18 protein-coding genes are annotated in these 15,608 nt (G+C 63.9%); 13 read left to right on the top strand and 5 right to left on the bottom strand.

What is annotated here, in order from left to right; all coding sequences use genetic code 11:
- Positions 1-181 precede the first annotated feature (181 nt).
- Entirely contained in the window at positions 182-472 is a 291-nt protein-coding gene (locus ACSLE4_RS13290; protein WP_435904917.1) for a GIY-YIG nuclease family protein, read from the bottom strand.
- Between the two features lie 177 nt (positions 473-649).
- Between ACSLE4_RS13290 and ACSLE4_RS13285 the strand changes: the two genes are divergently transcribed.
- From ACSLE4_RS13285 to ACSLE4_RS13245, 9 genes are all read left to right on the top strand, one after another.
- Entirely contained in the window at positions 650-1,678 is a 1,029-nt protein-coding gene (locus tag ACSLE4_RS13285) for a hypothetical protein (RefSeq protein WP_435904916.1), read from the top strand.
- A 241-nt stretch (positions 1,679-1,919) separates the two neighbouring features.
- Positions 1,920-2,933 (top strand): hypothetical protein, encoded by a 1,014-nt coding sequence (locus ACSLE4_RS13280; protein ID WP_435904915.1) that lies wholly within the window; start codon positions 1,920-1,922, stop codon positions 2,931-2,933.
- A gap of 94 nt (positions 2,934-3,027) precedes the next feature.
- Positions 3,028-3,384 carry a DUF805 domain-containing protein gene (locus tag ACSLE4_RS13275; RefSeq protein WP_435904914.1) on the top strand — a complete coding sequence of 119 codons (357 nt, stop codon included), beginning with the start codon at positions 3,028-3,030 and terminating at the stop codon, positions 3,382-3,384.
- Between the two features lie 58 nt (positions 3,385-3,442).
- Complete coding sequence (locus tag ACSLE4_RS13270; protein WP_435904913.1) at positions 3,443-4,015, top strand: NnrU family protein; 573 nt, start codon at positions 3,443-3,445, stop codon at positions 4,013-4,015.
- 107 nt (positions 4,016-4,122) lie between these two features.
- The gene (gene panB / locus ACSLE4_RS13265) at positions 4,123-4,983 is read left to right on the top strand and encodes a 3-methyl-2-oxobutanoate hydroxymethyltransferase (protein ID WP_435904912.1); all 861 of its coding nucleotides are present in this window, start codon (positions 4,123-4,125) and stop codon (positions 4,981-4,983) included.
- A gap of 153 nt (positions 4,984-5,136) precedes the next feature.
- Positions 5,137-5,820, top strand: coding sequence for a tetratricopeptide repeat protein (locus tag ACSLE4_RS13260; RefSeq protein WP_435904911.1), 684 nt, complete (start codon positions 5,137-5,139; stop codon positions 5,818-5,820).
- A 25-nt stretch (positions 5,821-5,845) separates the two neighbouring features.
- A complete protein-coding gene (locus ACSLE4_RS13255; RefSeq protein WP_435904910.1) occupies positions 5,846-7,183 on the top strand; it encodes an outer membrane protein assembly factor BamB family protein in 1,338 nt (445 codons plus the stop codon).
- A gap of 55 nt (positions 7,184-7,238) precedes the next feature.
- Positions 7,239-8,594, top strand: coding sequence for a ribosome biogenesis GTPase Der (der, locus tag ACSLE4_RS13250; RefSeq protein WP_435904909.1), 1,356 nt, complete (start codon positions 7,239-7,241; stop codon positions 8,592-8,594).
- Complete coding sequence (locus ACSLE4_RS13245) at positions 8,591-9,049, top strand: DNA polymerase III subunit chi (protein ID WP_435904908.1); 459 nt, start codon at positions 8,591-8,593, stop codon at positions 9,047-9,049. The genes der and ACSLE4_RS13245 overlap by 4 nt, the downstream gene beginning before the upstream one ends.
- A gap of 7 nt (positions 9,050-9,056) precedes the next feature.
- Here the strand turns inward: ACSLE4_RS13245 and ACSLE4_RS13240 are convergent, their stop codons facing one another.
- Positions 9,057-9,407, bottom strand: coding sequence for a DUF3147 family protein (locus tag ACSLE4_RS13240; protein ID WP_435904907.1), 351 nt, complete (start codon positions 9,405-9,407; stop codon positions 9,057-9,059).
- 141 nt (positions 9,408-9,548) lie between these two features.
- On the opposite strand from ACSLE4_RS13240, the gene ndk reads away from it, so the two are divergent.
- The 4 genes from ndk to ACSLE4_RS13220 all read left to right on the top strand — a co-directional run bounded on the left by ndk (position 9,549) and on the right by ACSLE4_RS13220 (position 12,038).
- The gene (gene ndk / locus ACSLE4_RS13235) at positions 9,549-9,971 is read left to right on the top strand and encodes a nucleoside-diphosphate kinase (RefSeq protein ID WP_435904906.1); all 423 of its coding nucleotides are present in this window, start codon (positions 9,549-9,551) and stop codon (positions 9,969-9,971) included.
- A gap of 91 nt (positions 9,972-10,062) precedes the next feature.
- Positions 10,063-10,689 carry a c-type cytochrome gene (locus ACSLE4_RS13230; RefSeq protein ID WP_435904905.1) on the top strand — a complete coding sequence of 209 codons (627 nt, stop codon included), beginning with the start codon at positions 10,063-10,065 and terminating at the stop codon, positions 10,687-10,689.
- 42 nt (positions 10,690-10,731) lie between these two features.
- Entirely contained in the window at positions 10,732-11,001 is a 270-nt protein-coding gene (locus tag ACSLE4_RS13225) for a hypothetical protein (protein ID WP_435904904.1), read from the top strand.
- Positions 11,002-11,348: 347 nt separating this feature from the next.
- Complete coding sequence (locus ACSLE4_RS13220; protein ID WP_435904903.1) at positions 11,349-12,038, top strand: TIGR02594 family protein; 690 nt, start codon at positions 11,349-11,351, stop codon at positions 12,036-12,038.
- Positions 12,039-12,116: 78 nt separating this feature from the next.
- On the opposite strand, the gene ACSLE4_RS13215 is transcribed toward ACSLE4_RS13220, so the two are convergent.
- The 3 genes from ACSLE4_RS13215 to purM all read right to left on the bottom strand — a co-directional run bounded on the left by ACSLE4_RS13215 (position 12,117) and on the right by purM (position 15,497).
- The gene (locus ACSLE4_RS13215) at positions 12,117-13,481 is read right to left on the bottom strand and encodes a cytochrome P450 (protein WP_435904902.1); all 1,365 of its coding nucleotides are present in this window, start codon (positions 13,479-13,481) and stop codon (positions 12,117-12,119) included.
- Between the two features lie 262 nt (positions 13,482-13,743).
- On the bottom strand, positions 13,744-14,409 hold the full coding sequence (gene purN, locus ACSLE4_RS13210) for a phosphoribosylglycinamide formyltransferase (protein WP_435904901.1): 666 nt from the start codon (positions 14,407-14,409) through the stop codon (positions 13,744-13,746).
- Positions 14,406-15,497, bottom strand: a complete 1,092-nt coding sequence (purM, locus tag ACSLE4_RS13205; protein WP_435904900.1) for a phosphoribosylformylglycinamidine cyclo-ligase — start codon at positions 15,495-15,497, stop codon at positions 14,406-14,408. Before purM ends, purN begins: the two co-directional genes overlap by 4 nt.
- Positions 15,498-15,608 lie beyond the last annotated feature (111 nt).

Here is a 15,608-nt window from a genome sequence, read left to right as displayed (position 1 = left end):
CTACGACATCACCTCCAAGCCCCCCGGCACGATCGCGTGGGAGTAGGGGCGTTGACTGTTTTGTACCGCCATGGACGCCTTCGGCGGCCCCACCTCCCAAACTCGACATGGCCGGGCTTGTCCCGGCCATCCACGTCTTCGACTGCGGCACGGCCATTCGTGGATACCCGGCACAAGAGAGTTACCGATTGAGGCTGTCGTAGAGGTCGTCCCAGTTGGGATTCATGGCGAGGATCAGCCGCACCTTCCACGCGCGGGGCCAATGCTTCATGGTCCTCTCGCGCTGAATTGCGCCGGCAATCGCATCGTGATGCTCGTACCACACGAGCCGATTCACGCCGTAGCGGCGCGTGAAGCCCGGAGTTCTGCCTTCACGATGTTCAAAGGCGCGGCGCGCGATGTCCCGCGTCACGCCGGTGTAGAGGATGCCGTTCGGCTTGTTGGTGAGGATATAGACCCAACCTCCGTCCATAGAGTTGAGTCTGAGGGAGGAGAGACCGATGCTCCTCGTTTAGGCCCGATTAAGCACTCCGGCCTAACGTCTCAGATTAGACAATAATTTTCCTGATGATCGAAGCCGATGGGGGCGCCTGCAAGGGCCTGCGCGTTCGGGGCGCCCGAAATCGGATCGATTAGGAGATTCGATCCTATGCGGGTGTCATCTCTCCTGCTCGCCATTGCCGGCCTTGTCCTCTTCGCCGCTCTGCCCGGGTCCACCCAGGCTGTCGCGGAGGAGTTGCCGTGGCTCGTCTCGCCGCCGGCCGCTCCGGTGCCACCGGCTGCGCCTGGCGCTTCGGGCGTCCCGGCCTGGCTCCAGGCCCATATCGGTGACGGCGACGGGCAAATCTCCGCCGTGGTGCTTCAGCGCGCGCGGGGTTTCCACCTGCAAAAGGTCCGCGACGGCGCTGTCAACAACGCCTGCTATTTCGCGTTCGACGCGACGCGCCCCGCAGGCACCGGCCGCCGGTTCTACGCGATCTGCGAAGCCGACAGGACGTTCCGCGCGGTCCCGTCGGGCCACGGCAGCGGCCGCAATCTGCCGGGCATCGCCGATTTCTCGAACGACGTGCGCTGCGCGAAGAACTTCTCCAATGCGGAGGATTCCAAGCTCACGACCGGCGGCGGCTACGTGACGGCCGAGATCAGGACGTCCTTCAAGGGCTATTACAACGCGTCGGGGTCCTATCAGCCTCTGATGCGCTCGTTCTTGCAGTTCGAGGGCGAGGGCGTCACCGCGAACGCGCGCGAGCGCGCCATCGGCGGTCATCCGGGCGTGATCGTGTCGTGGATCTGCCGGATGAAATTTCCAAACAGTCCCCACGCGGACAAGGACGGCTACGTGCCCTACGGCAAGCTGATCGACTATGGCGACGGGCGCAGCAACGGCTGCACCAGCTGGCCCCTGTCGGTCTCCGACAAGATTTTGGCGTTGGCGGAGAACAAGCCGACGACGGTCTATATCTACCCGGAAGCAAACGACATCGTGGCTGTGGCGCGCGCGGTGAAGGCCGGCCAGGCTCCGGCGCGCGCGGGGCTGTATTGGAATGCGTCGTGCCTGCGCGAGATCGGCGCGCCGAACTTTTGGCCGCGGGAGAACCTTGAGCCGGCCCTTGTTGGGTACAAGAAGAAGAACCCCCCGGCGAAGCCGCAGCCCTTGCCGATCTGCAAGAGACCGTGAGACCAATCCCCACGCTCCAAACTTGCCGTACGCTCCGCATCACCTCGCCTTCACCCACTCCGTCGTCATGCCCGGACTTGTTCCGCCCTGCGGCCCAAAGCCTTCGGGCGACGGGCCGGGCGTCCAATTGGGCGGAGCGGCACATGCGGAGTCACCATTGGATTGCCGGGACGAGCCCGGCAATGACGCGTGAGCGTAACGGGGAATCGCCTAAGATGAGACAAGAAGGCTTGGTATCCGAATGAGACGGAAGCACTTCGACAGGGGACGTGATCCGTTGCAGCGCAGATCGCCTTTTTTGGCCATTGTCGCCATCGTTAGCCTCGCGCTCGTCGCGATCGTGTTGGGGCTCCCCCGAGCGTTCGCCGCCGAGCAGGCACCGGACCTCCCGCCTTGGCTCCGGGCCCATGTGGGCGACGGCGAAGGTCAGATCTCCGAAGTGGTCTTGCGGCGCGCGCGCGGGCTCTATCTCGAAAAAGTGCGCGAAGGGAAGGCCAAGAATCCCTGCTACTTCGCCAAGGACGCGACGCGCCCTGCCGGGACGGCGCGCCGGTTCTACATCATCTGTGAAGCCCAACAGTCGTTCCGCGCGGTTTCGTCCGGGCACGGCAACGGACGCAAACTGAGCGGCGCGAACTTCGCGAACGGCATCCGGTGCGCGAAGAATTTCAGCAGTGCGGAAGGCTCCAAGCTGACAACGGGCGGGGCCTATGTGACGGCGGAGACGCGCACGTCGTTCAAAGGCTATTACCGCACGGGCGGCAAACGCGTGCCGTTGTTGCGCTCCTTCCTGCAATTCGAGGGGGAGGGTGATACGGCAAACGCCCGGGAGCGCGCGATCGGCGGACACCCTGCCGTGCTCCTGCGGAACATGTGCCGCCGGAAGGACCCGGAAAGTCCCTACGCGAACGACGAGGGCTACGTTGCGTACGGGTCCCTGTTGGACTACAGCGCCGGGCGCAGCAATGGCTGCACTAGCTGGACGCCGTTGGCCTCCGAAACGATCTTCGAGGTTTTGGAGGACAAGCCGACGACGGTCTACATCTATCCGGAATCGACCGACATCGATGCGGTCGCGGCGGCGGTGAAGGCGGGCAAGTCGCCGTCGCGCGAAGGGCTTTATTGGAATGCCTCCTGCTTGCGGGAAATCGGCGCGCCGAAATTCTGGCCGAAAGAAACCCTCAGGCCGATCATCGATGCGTACCGGAAGGCGCATCCGCCGGGGCCGTCGCGGCCCTTGCCGCTTTGCAAGTGAGACTTGTCTCCGCGCCGCGCGCATCGCTTCGAGCCTAGCCCCGTGATATTCTCGCGCTCTCGATTCTGGGGAGACGACAAAGGGGACTCAAAACATGGACTATCAGCAGTTCTATCTGTCCGCCCAAGGCCGGGTGAACCGGAAGCAGCTCTGGCTTTATCTGGTGCTGCCGGCCGTCGTGGTCAGCTTGATCTTGTCCCTCATCGATGCGGCCATCGGCACGGTCGATGCTGAGTCCGGGTTGGGGCTGTTGAGCGGGCTGTGGTCGCTGATCATTCTGATCCCGGCCATCCTCATCTACATCAAGCGCTTCCATGACCGCGACAAGTCCGGCTGGTGGGTGCTGATCGGCCTCATTCCCATCATCGGTGCCTTGTGGTTGCTGGTCGAGCTCGGGTTCCTCAAGGGCACGGACGGGCCGAACCGATACGGTCCGCCGGTCACCGACTAACGCCTTACGTCTGCCTGCGAAAATAAGAGACCCGCGGGCGACTGCCGGGAGCTGATCCATGGGCTTGCTTATTGCCGGCATGGTTGTGTTTCTCGGCATTCACCTGCTGCCGACCTTTCCGCATGTCCGCGACACGCTGATCGCGCGGCTGGGCGAGACCGGCTACAAGGCCTTGTTCGGCGTGCTGTCGCTTGCGGGGCTGGCGCTGCTCGTCTGGGGCTTCGCGGTCGCGCCCGTCATCCAGATTTGGTCGCCGCCGCCTTGGACGCGGTGGGTGGCGATCGTGCTCATGCTGCCGGCGTTTATTTTCCTGGTGGCGGCTTATGTGCCCGGGCGCATCAAGGCCACGATCAAGCACCCCTTCCTCGTGGCCCTCAAGACCTGGGCGCTCGCGCATCTGATCGCCAATGGCGATCTCGCCTCGATGCTGTTGTTCGGCTCGTTCCTGGCTTACGCGGTCTACGACCGGATCGCGCTCAAGGGACGCAAGCCCACCGCGCTGATCGGCACCACGGCGCAAGGCGGCGTCCGGAACGATCTCATCGCCGTCGTGCTCGGCGTGCTGTTCTACGTAATCTTCCTGGTCTGGCTTCACCCGCTCCTCATCGGACGGGCAGTCGTGACGCATTAATACACGCGCATTCGATCTGTTTTTGCGCTGCACAAAACCCCATATTTCTGTCATAAGGAGCCATAAGTTTCGAACTTGAGTTTCCGAACCTTGCGAGGCCACAGCCCGTGTCGCAAAGCTTTGATATCAAACGTGTTACCGCGCCCGACATCGCCAAACGGAAGGGTGGGCAGCCCATCGTGGCGCTGACCGCCTATCATGCTCATACTGCACGGATAATCGATCCGCATGTGGACATTTTGCTCGTGGGCGACTCTCTCGGCATGGTGATGCACGGCTACGAGACCACCGTGCCGGTGCCGCTCGATCTCATGATCATGCATGCGCAGGCCGTGGTGCGCGGTTCCAAGCAAGCGCTCGTCGTGGTCGATATGCCTTTCGGCTCCTATGAGGAAAGCCCGGCCATCGCTTTCCGCAACGCCGCCCGTGTCCTAAAGGAGACCGGCTGCGGCGCGGTCAAGCTCGAGGGCGGCGTGCATATGGCTGAGACCATCAAATATCTCACGAGTCGGGGCATCCCGGTGATGAGCCATATTGGGCTCACGCCGCAGGCCGTGAACCAGATCGGCAGCTTTCAGCCGCAAGGGCGCCACCGCTCCGAATGGGCCCGGTTCGAAGAGGACGCCAAGGCCGTGGCCGAGGCCGGCGCCTTCGCCGTTGTAGTCGAGGCTCTGGCCGAGTTGCTAGCGGCCCGCATCACCAAGCAGATTTCCATTCCCACGATCGGCATCGGCGCGTCGGCCGAATGCGACGGGCAGGTCCTCGTGCTCGAGGACATGCTGGGGCTGTCCCCGCGCGTACCCAAATTCGTCAAGGAATACGCCCATCTCGGCGATGCCATCGAAGGGGCCGTAAAGGCCTATTCCGCCGAGGTGCGCACCCGCGCGTTCCCATCGGACGCTTACACCTATCCGATGTTCGAAGACGACGACGGGGCCACGAAAAAGACCAAAATGACAGGCAGTTAGCCCTAGAGGGCTAACGCATTTACCACGCTTGGCGGGTCGCACCGGGGCTTGAGCCTTGCGCGAGCAACGGGCCTTCACTATACGGCGTGAGGTCAGGGTGGCTGCGTCTGCCCCGGCCGCCGATCCTTTGTCATCAGAAGAGCCCGCAGCCCAATGAGCGACAACAGTTTTTTTCGCGAGGTCGACGAGGCCGTCCGCCACGACCAGTACAAGAAGCTGTGGGACAGATTCGGCGTCTACATCATCGTCCTTGCTGCCATTCTGATCGCCGCTGTCGCCGGATATAAGGGGTGGTCCTTCTGGAAAGAGCGGGAGTCCCAGAGAGCCGGAGCGGAGTTCGTTCAGGCCATGGTCCTCGAGAACGGGTCTGACCCGGCCAAGGCCACGGAGGCTTTCGAGGCGCTCGCGGACGATGCCCCGCAGGGCTACCGGGTGCTTTCCCGGTTCCAGTTGGCGGCAGCTCAGGCGAAGGCGGGCGAGACGGACAAGGCCGTCACCGCCTATGACGCGCTCGCGACGGATGGCGGCGTCGATCCGATCCTGCAGGGACTTGCCACGCTTCAGGCCGCCACGCTGCGGCTCGATGAGGCCGACTACGCCGAGATGGAGAGGCGGCTCAAAGGGCTGATTGAGGGGAACACCGCTTGGCGGTTCTCGGCTCGGGAGTTGCTTGGCCTTTCGGCTTATCAGCACAAGAACATGCGTACGGCCGAGGAGCAGTTCAGCGCTCTTCTCGGCGATCAAGGAACGCCGCCGAACATGCGCGACCGCGCCAATATGATGCTTGCGCTCATTGTGAGCAGCACGCCGGCGCAGAGCAGTTCCACGACCAATTAGTTGCGAAGCAGCGGGGCTCGAAAAATTGGGCCGGGATACAGAACGGAGAACAGGCAGTCGCCTTCTCAGCGCAGGGCTTGTCGTTGCGGTCGCCCTGGTCTTTGCCGGCTGTGGCGGGCCGCTCTCCTCGATCAAGAATCCGTTCTCCGAGGATGAGAAGCGGTTGCCCGGCGAGCGCATCGCCGTTATCACCGATCCGGGCGAGTTCAGCGCCGGCCAGGTCACGGCGAAGCCCGTCTCCTTGCCGCCGGCCAACGTCAATGCGTCTTGGACGCAGCCGGGGGGCGTGCCGTCCAACAGTCTCGGTCATTTGGCGCTTCAGGGCGGCTTGCGCAAAGTCTGGACCGCGGATGCCGGCACGGGGTCCTCGTCCAGCGGCCGGCTGAGCGCGGTGCCCCTCGTGGGTGGAGGTAAGGTGTTCACGCTGGACGCCGCGGGCAACGTCTCGGCGTTCTCCACGTCGAGCGGTGCGAAAGCCTGGTCGACCAGCGTCACGCCCGCGAACGAAAGCAGCCGCGCAGGCTTCGGCGGGGGGCTCGCGCTCGACGGCAACACGCTCTATGCCACGACCGGCTACGGCACCGTGGTCGCGATCAACCCGGCCAGCGGCGCCATTCAGTGGACCAAGTCGCTCGGCAAGCCGATCCGCAACTCCCCCACGGCGGCGGCGGGCAAGATCTTCTTCGTCTCCACCGACAATAATCTCTACGCGCTGAATGCAAGCACGGGTGAGCAAGCGTGGAAGCAGCGCGGCCTGCCACAGAGCGCGACACTTCTGAGCAATGCGAGCCCGGCCGTGGCGGGCGGCATCGTGGTGGCCCCGTTCCCCGCAGGCGATATCGTCGCCTATGAGACCGGCAGCGGCAAAGCGGCCTGGCGCGACTCCTTGAGCCGATCGACCGAAAAAAGCGCCTCCGGCGTTCTCGGCGATCCGGCGCGGCCCGTGGTCGATCGCGGGGTCGTCTATGCCGTCAGTCATGGCGGCCGGATGATCGCCACCTCGCTTGCCTCGGGCGCGCGGGTCTGGACGCGCAATGTGGCGAGCACGCAAATGCCCTGGGTCGCGGGCGATGCGGTGTTCGTGGTGGATGTGGCGGGCCGGCTCATGGCGCTCGGCCGCAATGACGGAGAGGTGCGGTGGGTCGCCGAGCTGCCGAAGGCCACGCGTTGGAGCGGGCCGGTGCTTGCGGGGAACCAGGTCTGGCTGGTCTCCAGCGAGGGCCTGCTAGTGGGGGTCGATGCCAGGGGCGGACAGATCAGCAGCAAGGTTGACCTCGATACGGACGTCTTTGTGACGCCCGTTGTGGCCGGCGGCCGGATGTATATCCTGTCTGACAAGGCCGATCTGATCGCCCTCAACTGATTCTAGCCACCGGCTCTTTCTCGCCTTCCGTTCCGCGCATCTCGAAAACGGATCCATGTCCTTTACTGTCGCCATTGTCGGTCGGCCGAATGTCGGCAAGTCCACGCTGTTCAACCGGCTTGCGGGCAGGCGGCTGGCGCTCGTCGACGACCAGCCGGGGCTTACGCGCGACCGCCGCGAGACCGAGGTTGAGCTCGACGCCTGCACCATCACGCTCGTCGATACGGCCGGTCTCGAGTCCGGCGATGAAGGGCTCACCGCGCGCATGCGCCAGCAGACTGAAGCGGCCGTCGCTCAAGCCGATCTCGTGCTGTTCCTGATCGACTCGCGCACGGGCGTGACCGCTGCCGATGAGATCTTTGGCGATCTGGTGCGCAGCGCGGGCAAGCCCGTGGTGCTGGCCGCAAACAAGTCGGAGGGCCGCGCGGCGGAGCCCGGCTTTTACGAGGCGTTTTCGCTCGGTCTCGGCGAGCCCTTGGCGATTTCGGCCGAGCATGGTCTCGGTATCGGCGAGGTGATCGACGCCATCGGGCAAGCCGTTGAGGCACGCGGCGAGATGGAGCCTGGAGCGGAGGAAACGGACGAGCGGACTTTCAAGTTGCGCCTGGCCGTTGTCGGACGGCCGAATGTCGGCAAGTCCACGCTGGTCAATGCGCTGCTCGGTGAGGAACGCATGATAACCGGGCCCGAAGCCGGCATCACGCGCGACGCGATCGCTTCGGAGATCGAATGGAAGGGGCGGCCTCTGCGCGTGTTCGACACGGCGGGCTTGCGGCGCAAGGCACGGGTTGAAGGCAAGGCCGAAACGCTGTCGGTCGGCGACACGCTGAGAGCGATCCGCTTTGCCGAAATCGTGGTGTTGCTGCTCGACGCGGAGCAGCCTTTCGAGAAGCAGGACTTGCAGATCGCCAACCTCATTGCCCAGGAGGGCCGGGCGCTCGTCATCGCCGTCAACAAATGGGATCTCGTGCGTGAGCGGCAGCAGCGTCTGGAAGAGCTGCGCGAGATGTGTCAGCGGCTCCTGCCTCAAGTCAAAGGCGTCTCGCTAGTGACGGTTTCGGCCAAGAGCGGCAAGGGGGTCGACAAGCTCATGGACGCGGTGCTCGCGGCGGACGAGGTGTGGAACAAGCGCCTGCCGACGCACGCCCTGAACGATTGGCTCGGCGCCGCCGTCGACGCGCATCCCCCGCCGGCGCCCTCGGGACGTCGCATCAAGATTCGCTACATGACGCAGGCGAACGCGCGGCCGCCGACCTTCGTCGCGTTTTGCTCACTGCCCAAGGCGCTCCCGGAGTCTTATGTGCGTTATCTGGTGAACGGCTTGCGCGAAACGTTCGACCTGCCGGGCGTGCCGATCCGGCTGAACTTGCGCAAAGGCAAGAACCCTTACGCGAAGGGAGGTGCAGAATGAGCGGCGAGACCGAAGTCTATTTCTATCACCTGGAGAGCCGCTCGCTGGAGCAGGTGCTACCGACGCTGCTGGAGCGGTCTTTGGAGCGGGGCTGGCGCGCGGCCGTGCAGGCGGCGAGCAAGGAGCGGGTCGAGGCGCTAAACACGCTGCTGTGGACCTATCGCGAGGACAGCTTCCTCCCACATGGGACGGCGAGCGACGGCACACCTCACGCCCAGCCGATCTATCTCACTGACGAAGAGGACAACCCAAACGAAGCGGCCGTGCGTTTTCTGGTGGACGGCGCCGCGTTGGAAGACGCAATCGGCTACGTCCGAGTGGTTCATATGTTCGACGGCCGCGACGCGGGCGCGGTGGCGCGGGCGCGGGAGGCCTGGACCGCGGTGAAGGATAAGGGCTTTGCCGTGAGCTATTGGCAGCAGGACGCAGACGGGCGCTGGCAGCAGAAGGCTTGAATCCCGTTCAGATCTCAATGCCGGCAAGCCGCAAACTATAGAGCATGGCGAAATAGGCCCCGACAGTAAGCGCGATCGCGGCGGCGAGACTCGCGTAGAAATCGACGCCGGCCCGCAGCAGCACCGGCAGGCTCACGAACAGCACGAGGGAGGGGAGCACCAGCCAGAATATGCCGGTGGCGAGGCGGGCAACCTTCTCCGTATCGCCCGTATCGACATAGAGCCAGATCATGGCCAGGACCGAGGTCAGCGGGATCGAGGCGATGATGGCGCCCACAAGCGCGCTGCGCTTGGCCGCCTCGGAGACTGCGACCACGAGAACGCTCGTCAGAATGACCTTGAACGTGGCATAGAGCATCGGCCTACCCCTCCTCTGCGCCGCAGGCGTCCGCTTCGGCGTCTCCAACAGCGGCAACCTGTTTACCTTGATCGCCTTGTGGCTGTCACGCCTGACAGCTATAAGCCCCGCAAAGATTCCAAAGACTAGAAGGACTTAGGCATGGCCAGCGAACGTACGCTCTCGATCATCAAGCCCGACGCCACCGAACGGAACATCACCGGGCTGATCATCGCGCGGCTGGAAGGCGCCGGCCTGCGGTTCATCGCGCAGAAGCGCGTGTGGTGGAAGAAGAAGGACGCGCAAGCCTTCTACGAGGCGCATAAGGGCCAGGACTATTATAAGGGCCTGATCCAGTTCATGATTTCTGGTCCCATCGTGCTCCAGGTGCTGGAGGGCGAAGATGCCATCGCGCGCAATCGCGCAGTGATGGGCAAGACCAACCCGGTCGACGCGGAGCCCGGGACCATCCGCAAGGATTTCGGCGTCAACATGCAGCGGAACTCCGTGCACGGCTCCGACAGCCCGGAAAGCGCCAAGCGCGAGATCGGGCTCTGCTTCAAGAAAAGCGAGATCGTCGGGTAGGGGCGCACGGCCCCTTGATCTGTAGCAAGGCATGATTTCGCCGAGGCGGCGATATATTTGGGTCGGCTGAGTTCAGCCAAGGGATCCCGCCATGCTCCGCACGCTTCCGACCGCCTTCGTTCTGGCCGGGCTGCTGTTTGCGCCCTTCGCCGCATCTTACGCAGAGGACGTGCCGCCGGACGCGAACGGCGTGCCAAGGGAGATTCCCAAGGACCAGCCGGCGGTGGGATGGAGCTTGCAGAATCTCGACCCTGAGCAGCAGCAGCGCATGCTGCGCTTCTCGACCTTCGTGAATGGCGACATTCCGCACCAGTACTCGACCGCGGAGAACACGGTCGGCTACACGGTGCCGGCCATTGCCGAAGGCGGCGCACTTTACCAGGCCAATTGCCAGAAATGTCACGGCGTCATGGGGCTCGGCAACGGCGACCTCGCTTACTCGCTGAAACCGTCGCCGGCACTTCTGGCCTACATGGTGCAGCAGCCGGTCGCGGTCGATCAGTATCTGCTTTGGAGCATCGCCGAGGGTGGCGAGCAATTCGGCACGGCCATGCCCCCATTCAAGAACCGGCTCTCGCAAGATCAGATCTTCCAGATCGTCGCCTATTTGCGCGCCGGGTTCCCAGACCTCGAGGACGAGCCGCCGGCGGGGACGCAAGGCGGCCCGGGCGCGGCCACGACGGACGAGCCGAATCGCAAGACCCGCGATATCGATTGAGGCGAGCCCAGCGCGCCTCTTTGAGATAAACTTGAGGCCAGCATGGTCTCGCTCGAAAAGCTTCTCGCGTACGCGGTCACGGTCTCCTTCGCGGCCGCGGCAGCCTACGCGCCAACGGCGCGCGCGGCGGATGATGCGTTCGCGCCTTGCACCGAGGACGCCATGCTGGTGTTCGACGCCTCGGGTTCGATGGCGGGCAACGGCTGGCGCTACGGCAGCGAGAATCCGAGCGCCATTAGCCGCATGGACAGGTGCGTCTCGCGCTCGCCAAGATCCTGCCGCGCGTCACGCGCATGCGCCGCGTCGGACTGATCACATACGGCCCCGGGCCCTATCAGCAATGCAATGTGCTGCTCGATCTGAAGCCCACGACGAACGCGGCACGCCACATCCTCGATGTGGTGAATGGTTTGACTCCGTGCACGGCTCCGACAGCCCGGAAAGCGCCAAGCGCGAGATCGGGCTCTGCTTCAAGAAAAGCGAGATCGTCGGGTAGGGCCCCCAACCTTAGCCGTTTGCACGTGCAGGCCGCATCCTCGAAACTCCAGGTAATTCATATATTTTGCGTCCTCCATGTCAGGCGACGGATGGGGGCTTGACGATATGCAACTCAAGATTGAAGTTACGGCGTGTATGCAATCGGAGATGGAGTATGCGTCATGGACACCCGCAATATTCAGCGCTCCCTGAGGAAAATTGGATTTGACCCAGGCCCAATCGACGGAATCTGGGGCCGAAGGACTTCGAATGCCGTCCAGGCATTTCAGGAAGACGTTGGCCTGCCGGTTACGGGCGTGGTCCATCCGCGTACTGAGCGGGAAATCATCGCCCGCGCGGGAAAGCAGCCGAACAATTCCGCGCTGGTATGGTTTGAGGAGGCGGTGAGGCTAAAGGGCCTTCGGGAGGTTCCGGGACGTGCCAGCAATCCAGTTATCATGGATTGGGCGGATGATTTGGACCTGCACTATCCTGGCGATGACATTCCTTGGTGCGGACTGTTCACAGGGCACTGCGTAGCGGCGACGCTGCCGAAGGAACCTCTTCCAAATAATCCCTTGGGCGCCCGGAATTGGCTGAAGTTCGGCAAGAAGGTCGAGCCGGAACCCGGTGCGGTTCTCATATTCTGGCGAGGGAGCCGCAACGGCTGGCAAGGGCACGTGGGCTTCTACGAGAGCGAAGATTCGAATGCATACCATGTGCTCGGGGGGAATCAGAGCGACATGGTCAACGTTGCGCGTGTCGCCAAGTCGAGATTGCTCGGGGCCCGATGGCCGACGACCGGGCTGGTGCTCAATGGCGGGCCGGTCTCTGCGCCGGCCGAGGGAGAGCTCTCAACGAATGAGGCCTAATCGAGCAACATGAGGTCGAATGCAGGAAGGCCCATTTCCGGGGGCCCGATCAGCAAGCGCATGATCGACTGAAAGGCGCTAGCTGAGCGCGCGGATGCGGAAGGGCAGACCGCCCTTCGGGCAAAGCGTCACCGTGGCGTGGATCTTCGCTGGGTTCGGCCCGACATATTCAGGCGTGAAGCGGCGCAGCAACTGGACCAACGCCAGCGTGTTCTCGATCTGCGACAGCGCGCCGCCGATGCAAGAGCGCTTGCCGGCCGCGAACGGCAGGTAGGAATATTTCACCCGCTTCTTGGCGCGCTCCGGTGCGAAGCGCTCCGGCTCGAACTTCTCCGGATCGTCCCAATATTTCGGGCTGTGATGGGCGATGTAGGAGAGGATCACCACCTTGTCGCCGGCCTTGACCTTGTGGCCCTGGATATCGTCGTCGCCGGCCGCGATGCGGATCAGCGCCCAGATCGGCGGGAATAGGCGCATGGTCTCCTGGATCACCTGCCTTGTATAGGTGAGCTGCTGCACCTGGTTCCACTGCGGATCGGCATCGCCGCAGACATTGCGCGCCTCCTCGCGGATGCGCTCCATGGCTTCGGGATGCTGGGACAGAAGATAGAGTGACCAGGCGAGCGTCAGCGCCGTGGTCTCGGTGCCGGCCCAGAGATACTGCTTCATCTCGTCGATGACCTGGCGGTGGTCGAACTCCGGGAACTCCGGATCGGCCTCGGCCTGCTGCAGCATGGTGAGCAGGGTCTTCTCGCGATGCTCGAGGATGTTGGCGCCCATGACCATGTCGGGGACCGAGTGCCAGATCTCCATCGCCTTGGCGGTGTCCTCGCCGGTCATCTCGACCAGCTCGCCGCGCACGTTCTTCAGGCGAATGGACTTGTGGTTCATCACGTCGGTGTAGGTCTTGACCTGCTTGAACACGAAATGCGGGTTGAACGGCATCTCGCGGTCGAACAGCGCCTTGCACACCATCTCGGCGGCAAGCGTCCAGGTCTCTTCCACCATCTCGATGGTCTCGCCCGTCGAGGCGAACTTCGCCCAGCGATCCATCTTGGATTCGATGGCCGACATCAAGTAGGGGAAGTACTCCTCGAACATCTGCGGGTGGAACGCCGCTTGTTGAGGCGTGCGGATCTTCTGCCACAGCGCCCCGTCAATGGTGATCATGCTGCGGCCGAAGATGGGCCGGAGCCCGTCGAAATACTTCGTGTAATTGTCGGCGTTGGACACCAGCACGCGCTCGGCATGCGCCGGCTCACTCAGGAGCACGATGCGCTGGTTCTTCAGATTGATCGGGATGACGCCGTTATATTTGTCGCTCAGCGCCATGAGAACCTGCATGGGGTTCTCCTGGTTCAGAAGCGGTGTGAGCTTGAACCAGACGCTTTGCTCTTCGCCGAGCCCGTGTGACGGAGAGTAGGCGACCGTCATGTCCGCCATTGATGCCTTCCCCCTGCGCCTGGTCGTTGGGCCTTGGGTACCGGATGGGACCCGGGGCCGCGCCGCCAGGCCAGGAAACGGTCTCTGGCAGCGCTCGCGGCCGCAGCGGTAGGCCGCGAGAAGCAACTGCGAAGATGATCCCGAATAGTCTTCGTTCCTAGCATCCGGCTGTCAGCATTGTCCATGGGCGCAAGCGCCGCATATTGAGGCGTATCAAGGTCCGCCGTCCAATCCACGATTTTACCGCCGTTAACGGTTTCAATCAAAACGTGCCGGGAAGCGGCGGCGAAAAGAGGGCAGTTTCGCCCTCCGCTTGTGGCATTCCGACCACATATTCGCCTTCCACGTGTACCTGACCCGAGGCGACCAGGCGGAGCGCGTGAGGGTAGAGCTTGTGCTCGGCCTGAAGGACGCGGGCGGCCAGGGCATCTTCGGTGTCCCCAGGGTGAACCGGCACGGCGGCCTGGGCCACGATGGGCCCGTTATCCACGGCCGCACGCACGAAATGGACGGTACAGCCGGTGATCGTGGCGCCCGCCTCGAGTACGCGCGTGTGGGTATGCAATCCCTTGAAGGCCGGCAGCAGCGAGGGGTGGATGTTGAGGTGCCGGTTGAGCCAGCTTGCGACGAAGCTCTCGGTGAGAAGACGCATGAAGCCCGCATTGCACAGGAGTTCCACGCCGGCGCCGGTGAGTGCTTCATCAAGCACGGCTTCGAAGGCCTGACGCGTGGGGAAATCCCTGTGGTTGACCACGGTTGTGGCAAGGCCCGCCTGTTCCGCGCGGGCGAGCCCCTGGACGTCCGGGACGTTGGAGATCACAAGCGCGATCTCGGCCGGATAGTCGGGAGACCTTGCGGCGTCGATCAGGGCTTGGAGGTTGCTGCCGCGGCCAGAGATGAGGACGCCGACGCGCTTCTTCGCGCTCATGATACTTTCCCGTCGAGGCGCACGGGCTCGCCTCCGTCGCGGGACTGAAGCGAGCCGAGCACGACCGCCTCCGTCCCGAGGCTTTCACGCACGCGATCCATCTCGGCGGGCGAAACCACCACGACCATGCCGATCCCGCAATTGAAGGTGCGGAACATCTCATGGGCGTCGAGCCGTGCTTCGGCCTGAAGCCATTCGAACACGGGAGGCAGGGGCGACGCACCCAGGTCTATGGTTGCGGTCAGCATGTCGGGGAGAATACGCGGCAGATTGTCGATCAACCCGCCGCCGGTGATGTGGCAGAGCGCTTTCACGGCGCCCGTTGTGCGAATCGTATCAAGGAGCTGGCGCACATAGATGCGCGTCGGGGTGAGGAGCGCCTGGCCCAGTGGCATCTCCGGCGCGAAGGGCGCGGGATCGTCCCAATCGAGACCGCTCTCGGCGACGACACGGCGCACCAGCGAGAAACCGTTGGCGTGAACGCCGGAGGAGGGGAGGCCGATCAGCACGTCGCCTTCGGCGAGATCGCGGCGTGGCAGGAGCGCATCGCGTTCCACCGCGCCTACGGCGAAGCCCGCCAGGTCGTAATCGCCCGCCTCGTACAGCCCGGGCATCTCGGCAGTCTCACCGCCGATCAGGGCGCAGCCGGCTTCGGCGCAGCCTTCCGCGATGGAGGCGACGACGGTCGCGGCCACGCCCACTTCGAGCTTACCGGTGGCGAAGTAGTCGAGGAAGAACAGCGGCTCGGCGCCTTGGACGATCAGGTCGTTGACGTTCATGGCCACGAGATCGATGCCGATCCCCTCATGCAGCCCGGTGTCGATGGCGAGCTTGAGCTTGGTGCCGACTCCGTCGGTCGCGGCGACGAGCAGCGGGTCCTGGAAGCCGCAGGCCTTGAGGTCGAACAGGCCCCCGAAGCCTCCGATGCCGCCCAGCACGCCCGCACGCATGGTCTTGGCGGCCAGCGGGCCTATCGCCTTCACCAGCGCGTTGCCGGCATCGATATCGACGCCTGCGTCGCGATAGGTCAAAGGCTTGGCGCCTTTCGCCGCGTCTTGAGGTTCTGGAGCTTGGGATTTCGGGGGCACCGGGCCACTCGGGGTGCAAGTTCGAAAGATTTGGCATAACAATCGTGCCCGGCGAGGGCCGTCAAGGCGGAAAGGCCGCGAGCCTGCCATATTCCAAGGGTTTAGGGGAAA

It is taken from the genome of Methyloceanibacter sp. (assembly GCF_051306395.1).
In the GTDB taxonomy this organism is placed as follows: domain Bacteria; phylum Pseudomonadota; class Alphaproteobacteria; order Rhizobiales; family Methyloligellaceae; genus Methyloceanibacter.
The sequence above is the reverse complement of the archived record's forward strand: the minus strand, read 5'-3'. Positions and strand labels throughout refer to the sequence as shown.

Excerpts from the sequence above, each read along its gene's own strand:
- ACSLE4_RS13290 (WP_435904917.1), bottom strand. The coding sequence starts at position 472 with ATGGACGGAGGTTGGGTCTATATCCTCACCAACAAGCCGAACGGCATC.
- ACSLE4_RS13285 (WP_435904916.1), top strand. The coding sequence starts at position 650 with ATGCGGGTGTCATCTCTCCTGCTCGCCATTGCCGGCCTTGTCCTCTTC.
- ACSLE4_RS13280 (WP_435904915.1), top strand. The coding sequence starts at position 1,920 with ATGAGACGGAAGCACTTCGACAGGGGACGTGATCCGTTGCAGCGCAGA.
- ACSLE4_RS13275 (WP_435904914.1), top strand. The coding sequence starts at position 3,028 with ATGGACTATCAGCAGTTCTATCTGTCCGCCCAAGGCCGGGTGAACCGG.
- ACSLE4_RS13270 (WP_435904913.1), top strand. The coding sequence starts at position 3,443 with ATGGGCTTGCTTATTGCCGGCATGGTTGTGTTTCTCGGCATTCACCTG.
- ACSLE4_RS13260 (WP_435904911.1), top strand. The coding sequence starts at position 5,137 with ATGAGCGACAACAGTTTTTTTCGCGAGGTCGACGAGGCCGTCCGCCAC.
- der (WP_435904909.1), top strand. The coding sequence starts at position 7,239 with ATGTCCTTTACTGTCGCCATTGTCGGTCGGCCGAATGTCGGCAAGTCC.
- ACSLE4_RS13245 (WP_435904908.1), top strand. The coding sequence starts at position 8,591 with ATGAGCGGCGAGACCGAAGTCTATTTCTATCACCTGGAGAGCCGCTCG.
- ACSLE4_RS13240 (WP_435904907.1), bottom strand. The coding sequence starts at position 9,407 with ATGCTCTATGCCACGTTCAAGGTCATTCTGACGAGCGTTCTCGTGGTC.
- ndk (WP_435904906.1), top strand. The coding sequence starts at position 9,549 with ATGGCCAGCGAACGTACGCTCTCGATCATCAAGCCCGACGCCACCGAA.
- ACSLE4_RS13230 (WP_435904905.1), top strand. The coding sequence starts at position 10,063 with ATGCTCCGCACGCTTCCGACCGCCTTCGTTCTGGCCGGGCTGCTGTTT.
- ACSLE4_RS13225 (WP_435904904.1), top strand. The coding sequence starts at position 10,732 with ATGGTCTCGCTCGAAAAGCTTCTCGCGTACGCGGTCACGGTCTCCTTC.
- ACSLE4_RS13220 (WP_435904903.1), top strand. The coding sequence starts at position 11,349 with ATGGACACCCGCAATATTCAGCGCTCCCTGAGGAAAATTGGATTTGAC.
- ACSLE4_RS13215 (WP_435904902.1), bottom strand. The coding sequence starts at position 13,481 with ATGGCGGACATGACGGTCGCCTACTCTCCGTCACACGGGCTCGGCGAA.
- purN (WP_435904901.1), bottom strand. The coding sequence starts at position 14,409 with ATGAGCGCGAAGAAGCGCGTCGGCGTCCTCATCTCTGGCCGCGGCAGC.